The organism is Streptomyces katrae (genome assembly GCF_000966975.1).
Classification (GTDB): domain Bacteria; phylum Actinomycetota; class Actinomycetes; order Streptomycetales; family Streptomycetaceae; genus Streptomyces; species Streptomyces katrae.
Genome location: NZ_JZWV01000786.1, coordinates 1 through 6018, shown reverse-complemented (window position 1 = coordinate 6018; position 6018 = coordinate 1). Strand labels below are relative to the sequence as shown.

Annotated in this window: 6 protein-coding genes and 1 pseudogene; 1 reads left to right on the top strand and 6 read right to left on the bottom strand. The window is 75.0% G+C overall.

Annotated elements, in window-relative coordinates; all coding sequences use genetic code 11:
- Together VR44_RS45305 and VR44_RS26505 are read right to left on the bottom strand one after the other, a co-directional pair.
- Positions 1 to 186: twin-arginine translocation signal domain-containing protein (locus tag VR44_RS45305; RefSeq protein WP_157880412.1), on the bottom strand; the 186-nt coding region annotated here is incomplete at its 3' end.
- 73 nt (positions 187 to 259) lie between these two features.
- The gene (locus VR44_RS26505; RefSeq protein WP_045950123.1) at positions 260 to 937 is read right to left on the bottom strand and encodes a uracil-DNA glycosylase; all 678 of its coding nucleotides are present in this window, start codon (positions 935 to 937) and stop codon (positions 260 to 262) included.
- Positions 938 to 1123: 186 nt separating this feature from the next.
- Between VR44_RS26505 and VR44_RS26500 the strand changes: the two genes are divergently transcribed.
- Positions 1124 to 2044 (top strand): sirohydrochlorin chelatase, encoded by a 921-nt coding sequence (locus VR44_RS26500; protein ID WP_094191929.1) that lies wholly within the window; start codon positions 1124 to 1126, stop codon positions 2042 to 2044.
- Between the two features lie 86 nt (positions 2045 to 2130).
- On the opposite strand, the gene VR44_RS26495 is transcribed toward VR44_RS26500, so the two are convergent.
- From VR44_RS26495 to VR44_RS26480, 4 genes and pseudogenes are all read right to left on the bottom strand, one after another.
- Positions 2131 to 3210 carry a lactonase family protein gene (locus VR44_RS26495; protein ID WP_045950121.1) on the bottom strand — a complete coding sequence of 360 codons (1080 nt, stop codon included), beginning with the start codon at positions 3208 to 3210 and terminating at the stop codon, positions 2131 to 2133.
- A 55-nt stretch (positions 3211 to 3265) separates the two neighbouring features.
- A pseudogene (locus VR44_RS26490) lies at positions 3266 to 4371 on the bottom strand (nitric oxide synthase oxygenase).
- A gap of 204 nt (positions 4372 to 4575) precedes the next feature.
- Positions 4576 to 5151, bottom strand: a complete 576-nt coding sequence (locus tag VR44_RS26485) for a GNAT family N-acetyltransferase (protein ID WP_045950120.1) — start codon at positions 5149 to 5151, stop codon at positions 4576 to 4578.
- Between the two features lie 46 nt (positions 5152 to 5197).
- A partial coding sequence (locus tag VR44_RS26480; RefSeq protein WP_045950119.1) for an FUSC family protein occupies positions 5198 to 6018 on the bottom strand: 821 nt, incomplete at its 5' end.

Sequence of the window (6018 nt, the reverse complement as noted above, 5' to 3'; positions counted from 1 at the left end):
GGGCGAGGGCGTGGCCGAGGGGGACGGCGAGGGGGTTCCCGGCGGCGAGGACGGCGCCGGGCTCGGCGCGGCCGGCTTCTCCTTGCCGGTGCAGGCCGCGAGGAGGGCGGAACCCGCCCCCACCGCCAGGTAGCGCAGCGCGTTGCGCCGGCCGATGATCTTCGCCGCCGTGCGTATGTCTCTCACCGTCATGGGGTCCCCCGTGGTCCGTTCCGATCTTGTGGATCTTGGAACGGAGTCTAGGGGGCTCCGGGAGCCGCTACGGAAGGCGCCAGTCGACGGGCTGGGCTCCCCCTCGGACCAGCAGGTCGTTGACCCGGCTGAAGGGCCGGGAGCCGAAGAAGCCCCGGTCGGCCGACATGGGCGAGGGGTGCGCCGACTCGACCGCCGGGAGGTTGCCGAGCAGCGGCCGGCAGTTGCGGGCGTCGCGGCCCCAGAGGATGGAGACCAGCGGCTTGCCGCGGGCAGCGAGCGCGCGGATGGCCTGTTCGGTGACCTCCTCCCAGCCCTTGCCCCGGTGCGCTCCCGGCTTGCGCGGGGCGGTGGTCAGCGACCTGTTGAGCAGCAGCACGCCCTGCCGCGTCCACGGGGTGAGGTCACCGTTGGAGGGCCGGGGCAGGCCCAGGTCGGTGTGCATCTCGCGGAAGATGTTCTCCAGGCTGCCCGGCACCGGGCTCACCTCGGGGGCGACCGCGAAGCTCAGCCCGATGGCGTGGCCGGGGGTCGGGTAGGGGTCCTGTCCGACGATCAGGACGCGGACGTCGTCGAAGGGCTGCTGGAACGCGCGCAGGACGTTCGCCCCCGAGGGCAGGTAGGTCCGGCCGGCCGCTATCTCGGTCCGGAGGAAGTCCCCCATGCCGGCGATGCGGTCCGCGACGGGTTCCAGGGCCTTCGCCCAGCCCGCTTCGACAAGTTCGTTCAAGGGTCGAGGTGCCACGCTGCGTCACTCTACTGGGTCACACTGACAGGCCGTTACCGGCACGTTCCGTCGACTGGTGCTCGCCGTCCGTGAGTTGATCCGGTTGAAGCGTGTATGACATTCAACGGATAAATGAGGACAGATGCCACCTGGATGGGCCCTGCCCGAACACCCGGTTCCGATAAGCCAGTAGCATGCGGCGCCATGAGCTCCCCCACTGGGCCCGCAAACGGCCTGCCCGTACGAATGCCGCGACCCCGCCAGACCGGACGGCACCGCCGGCCCGAGCCCGCGGTGGCGCCCGAGGGCGCGCCCGCGCTGGTGCTCGCCGTGCCCGGTGCGCCCTCGGCCGCCTCGCGGAGCCTCGCCGAGGAGATCATCAGCATCGGCCGCTCCGAGCTGCCCGGCCTGGACGCCCGGATCGGTTTCCTGGAGGGCGAGGACGGCGAGGGGAGCGAGTTCCCCTCCCTGTCCGGCGTGCTGACCGCCGTCGCCGACGAGCGGAACGTGCGCGCGGAGTTCGCCCGCGCCGCCGGCCACGAGGTGCCCGCGCCCACCGGCCCGGACGCCGTGGTCGTTCCGCTGCTGGCCGGTCCGGACGCCGACCTGCTGCGCCGGATGCGCCAGGCGCTGATGGACTCCTCGGCCGCCGCCGAGCTGGCCGACGTCCTCGGCCCGCACCCGCTGCTGGCCGAGGGCCTGCACGTGCGCCTCTCGGAGGCCGGCCTGGCCCGCGCCGACCGCGCCCGGCTGTTCACCGTGGCCACCGCCGCCGACGGCATCATCCTGGCCACCACCGGTGGCGAGGAGGCCGTCCAGGCCGCCGGGATCACCGGCATGCTGCTGGCCGCCCGGCTCGCGGTGCCCGTGATGGCCGCCGCCCTGGACCAGGAGGGCTCGGTGGCCGCCGTCGCCGCCGAGCTGCGCGGCGCGGGGGCCGTCCAGCTGGCGCTGGCGCCCTACCTGATCGGCCCGGAGGCGGCCGAGGGGCTGCTGGACACGGCCTGCAAGGAGGCCGACTGCGCCACCGCCGAGGTGCTCGGCGCCTACCCGGCGCTCGGCAAGCTGGCCGTCGCCCAGTACAGCGCGGCCCTGGGCCTCCAGCTGGGCGCGCCGGCCCAGTAGGCACACGACGAAGCGGAGGGCCCGCCCGGGACGGATCCCGGGCGGGCCCTCCGCTGTGCCCGGCCGATGGCGGGAGCGGCCCGGGCTCAGGCCGGGAGACCGCCGAACACCACACAGGAGGCCGCCGGGACGGGCAGGGAACCGGTGCGGGCCGGATGGCCGGTGCGCGGGTCCACCTCGAACCAGGTGACGTCGCCGGAGCGTTCGTTGGCCGCGTAGAGGCGGCGGCCCGACGGGTCCGCGGCGAGGTCGCGCGGCCAGTGGCCGCCGCAGCCGACGGTGCCCGTGGGCCGCGGCTCCTCGGGGCCGCCGGCGAGCGAGAACGTGACCAGGGCGTCGGCCCCGCGGACCGCCGCCCAGAGGAAGCGGCCGTCGGGCGAGACGGTGATCGCCGAGGGGAAGGCCCGCACGCCCTCCGGGGCGCCCTCCGGGGCGACGGGAACCTCCGCGAGGGGGTCGAGCCGCCCCGCGTCCGCGTTCCAGCGGCAGACGGTCAGCAGCGGCTCCAGCTCGTGCAGGACGTAGACCACCGCGCCCGCCGGGTGGAAGGCGAGGTGGCGCGGGCCGCTGCCGGCGCGCAGCGCGACCCGTGCGTGGACGCGGAGCCGCCCGTCCGCCGGGTCGGGCGCGCAGACCCGTACCGCGTCCGTGCCGAGGTCCACGCCGAGCACCCAGCGGCCGGCGGGGTCGGGCAGCACCTGGTGGGCGTGCGGGCCGGCCTGGCGGTCCGGGTCGGGGCCGGAGCCCTCGTACTCCAGGACCGCGGCGGGTCCGCGGAGGCTGCCGTCGGCGGCGAGCGGCAGGCTGCTGACGCTGCCCGAGGTGTAGTTGGCGGTCAGCAGCCGCCGCCCGGCCAGGCTGAGGTGGGTGGGGCCCGATCCTCCGACCGGGACGGGGGTGCCGAGCGGCGCGAGCCCTTCGGCGGTGGGGCGGAAGGCGCCCGCCGCACCCCGCTCGGTCTCGCTCACCGCGTAGAGCACGCCGGTGGCCGGGTCGAGCGCGAGGTACGAGGGGTCCGGAAGGGAGCCCTCCGTCGAGAGCGGGGTCAGCGCTCCGGTGGCCGGATCCACGGCCGCGGTGAGGACACCGCGGCCGCCCCCCGAGGTGAACGAGCCGATGTAGGCCCGGTGTCCGCCGCCGTGGTCCGTGCTGTGCGCGCCGTCCACCGGTGCCCCTCTCCGCCGTCCCGGATCCGTTCCGAGCCCGACCGTAACAGAAGGTCTAGACCAAGTCCCGTCCCCAGGCCCGTTCCCGCGCACCGTCGTGGTGGACGTACGCGGTCGCGCTCGGCCGGTCCTCGTAGGTCCGGTGGAAGACGGGGGTGGCCGAACCGGAGATCGGCGGGACGATCCAGGACCAGTCCGCGCCCACCTCGCGCCCCTTGCGCTCCTCGCGCTCCAGGTGCGAGAGGAAGCGCCGGGACTCGGTGTGGTGGTCGGCGATGGTGACCCCGGCCCGGTCGAAGGAGTCCAGCACCACAGCGAGCGGTCGCTGGAGACGTCCAGGCCGAGCCGGCGCGCGACGGCCGGGAGGAGGTTGTAGCGATCGGTGTCGGCGAGGTTGCGGGCGCCGATCTCGGTGCCCATGTACCAGCCGTTGAAGGGGGCGGCCGTGTAGTGGATGCCGCCGATCTCCAGGCACATGTTGGAGATGGCCGGAACCGCGTGCCAGCGCAGCCCCCAGTCCGACCAGTCGTCCCGGTCGTCGGGGTGGCGGATCGGCACTTCGAGCACGGCGTCGGCGGGGGTGTCGAACCAGCGGGGCTTGTCGTCGACGCCCTGGACCACCAGCGGGAGGAGGTCGAACGGGGTCCCCGGGCCGCCGGCCCAGCCGAACCTCAGCAGGGCTTCGGTGAGCTGTCTGTTGCGGGCGTCGCCGACGGTTATCGACGGGTGGTCGCCGTAGCCGGCGTAGCGCACCAGCTGCTCGCTCCAGATCAGCGGACCCGGCCGGTCCGGGGCTTCCGGGGCGAAGACGGTGATCGTGGGCCGGACCCGGCCGCCGTTGGTGGCCTCGCGAAGGTGCTCGAAGCACTCGGCGGCGATGTCCTCGGCGTCGGTCAGCCCGCGGCGGTCGCGGACCCGCAGCGAGTTCCAGTAGAGCCGGCCTATGCAGCGGTTGCTGTTGCGCCAGGCGACCCGGGCCCCGTGGACCAGTTCCTCGGGGGTGTGGCGGTAGGTGCCGGTCTCCGCGAGCTCGGCCCGTACGGCGGCGAGCCGGGCGCGCGGATCACCGGACTGCGGATTCTCCCGGTGGAAGAGCCGGATGAACTCCTCGGCTTCCTCCCACACCTGAGCCTCGCTCGAGTGCTTCTGCAGAATTTCCATTCCGGGCGGTTACCCCCTGTCCGGACAGATCCACCCTGTACTTGCCGGATGAATGTGCAGTGAACAATCACCCGTTGTACATGCCGCAGGTCAGCGCCGGGCTCCCGGAGCCGGCGGAACACTCCTCCGAGTGATCTTCAGGCGTTGGCCTGCGGTTCGGCTGCGGGGCGTCGTACCATCCCCGGCATTCGGGGAGTTGGGGCGTCAGCCGCAGGGGCGGCTCATGAACAGGGCCCGCTCGCCGGCCGCCGGGGTGCCGTCGTAGAGGGCGGTGTCCAGGCCGCAGAGGGTGAAGCCCATCCGGCGGTAGGCGTGCACGGCCGGGGCGTTGACCGAGCTGACCTCCAGCCACAGGTGTGCGGCGCCGCGTTCGCGGGCGAAGCCGGCCGCGAGGTCCATGAGCGCGCGGCCGATGCCGCGGCCGCGGTGGGCGGGGGCGACCTCGATGTCCTCGACGGTCAGGCGCCGGTTCCAGGGGGCGTAGCGGACGGCGGCGAACCCGCAGAGGGTGCCGCCGTCGAGGGCCACGAAGGTGCGGGCGTGCCCGGTGCCGTCCTCCTCCGGCTCGTCGGCAGCCTCGGGCTCCTCCGGTTCGTCCGGCGGGAAGACCTTGTGGAGCGGCGGGTCCACCGGCACCTCCCGGAGGGCGAAGCCGGTGGCGGAGGACTCCACTTCGAAGACGGTCCGGGTGTGGAAGGAACCGTCGAGGGCCTCGATGGCCTCCCGGTCCCCGGGGCGGGCGGTGCGGTACTGGACGGGCGGGGCGCCTGGGGTGGTCATGGCCCCGACCGTACTCGCGTCCGCCCGCGCGCGGGGGCGGTTGCCGTCAGGCGGTGACGACCAGGGGGGCGCGGGGGTCGGTGCGCAGCGGGGTGGCGAGGGCGGCCAGGGCCGTCTCCAGGCCGTGCAGGTGCGCCAGGGCGGGTTCGGCTCCGGCGGGGCCGGCCGGGAGGACGGGGGCGCCGGTCCGCGCGGCGCCCTGGGGGGCGGTGAGCGCCTCCACCGCGGCCTCGACCCGCCAGCAGGCGGCGGCGAGCCGGGCGTCGTGGGAGGCCTGGGGGTCGGCGGCGACGGCGACGAGCCCGCGCACCTCGCGGGCGCAGTCGTCGAGCAGGCCCAGGACCTGGCGGGCGCGGGCCTTGCGGGCGCGCAGCGGGCTCAGCGGGTGCACCAGGGGCGCGAGCGCCATCCGGACCCGGGCCAGGAGGAGTTCCAGTTCGGCGGCGTGCGGGGCGGGGTCGGCGTCGGGGTCGCCCGCGAGGCGGTCGAGGGAGGCCGCGGTGGAGGCCCGTACGCAGTGCAGGGCGCGCTGGATCCAGGCGTCGTTGGCGGCGTGCGTGGTGACCGGCAGGACCAGGGTGACGCCGAGGGCGGCGCCGAGCGCGCCGACGGCGGTCTCCTCGAAGCGCAGGAGCAGCAGCCCGGGGTGGAGCACGCCGAGGAGCCCGTAGAGGAGCCCGGCCATCACGGTGACGAAGAACATCATCCAGGAGTAGGACGGGGCGGCCGTGTAGAAGATGCCGAACACGCAGACGGCGACCAGGGCGGCGGTGGGGCCGGGGGCGCCGTGCAGCGGTACGGCGATCAGCAGGCCGGCCGCGATGCCGGTGACGGTGCCCAGGACCCGGCGGAAGCCGGGGACGAGGG

What these genes read in the sequence shown, in the direction of transcription:
- VR44_RS26500 (WP_094191929.1), top strand. Translation starts at nt 1,124, where the DNA reads ATGAGCTCCCCCACTGGGCCCGCAAACGGCCTGCCCGTACGAATGCCG.
- VR44_RS26485 (WP_045950120.1), bottom strand. Translation starts at nt 5,151, where the DNA reads ATGACCACCCCAGGCGCCCCGCCCGTCCAGTACCGCACCGCCCGCCCC.